The 381-nt window shown below is 73.5% G+C and carries 1 protein-coding gene; it reads right to left on the bottom strand.

Annotation, left to right across the window (positions count from 1 at the left end; all coding sequences use genetic code 11):
- Positions 1-381, bottom strand: a 381-nt coding sequence (locus tag HG542_RS34305; RefSeq protein WP_171088355.1) for a DUF6531 domain-containing protein, incomplete at both ends; no start/stop codon positions are given.

Genomic DNA, 381 nt, shown 5'->3' with positions numbered 1-381 from the left:
GAAGTGCCGGACGAAGGACAGCGGCAGCCGGCCCGGCAGCGTCACATCCGTCTGCGCCAGGAGCATGCGACCGGTGGCGACGTCCACCGGGTCCTCCTCGCAGATCTTCTCCTCCTGGCCGCGGTTGGGGCCGTTCGGCTCCTTGGTGAGGTTTTCGCGTGCTGCGCCGCTTTCCGCGCTCTCCCGGCCGGCGTTGCGGGCTGCCTGCCGGGCCCCGGCCTCCGCCGCCTCTTGCGTCCCCTTCCTCGCCGCGGCGATTCCCGCCTGCTCTCCGGCTTCCGCTCCTGCGCTGCCGCCGCCCGTGGCGACGGCCAGCAGGATGTTGCCCCCCAGGCGGCCGGATGCCTCGGAGAAGTCCTTGCCCCAGCCGTCGCCCAGCAG

It is taken from the genome of Streptomyces morookaense (assembly GCF_013030945.1).
Taxonomy (GTDB): domain Bacteria; phylum Actinomycetota; class Actinomycetes; order Streptomycetales; family Streptomycetaceae; genus Streptomyces; species Streptomyces morookaensis.
Note: the sequence above shows the minus strand (reverse complement) of the source record. Positions and strands in the feature narration are given on the sequence as shown.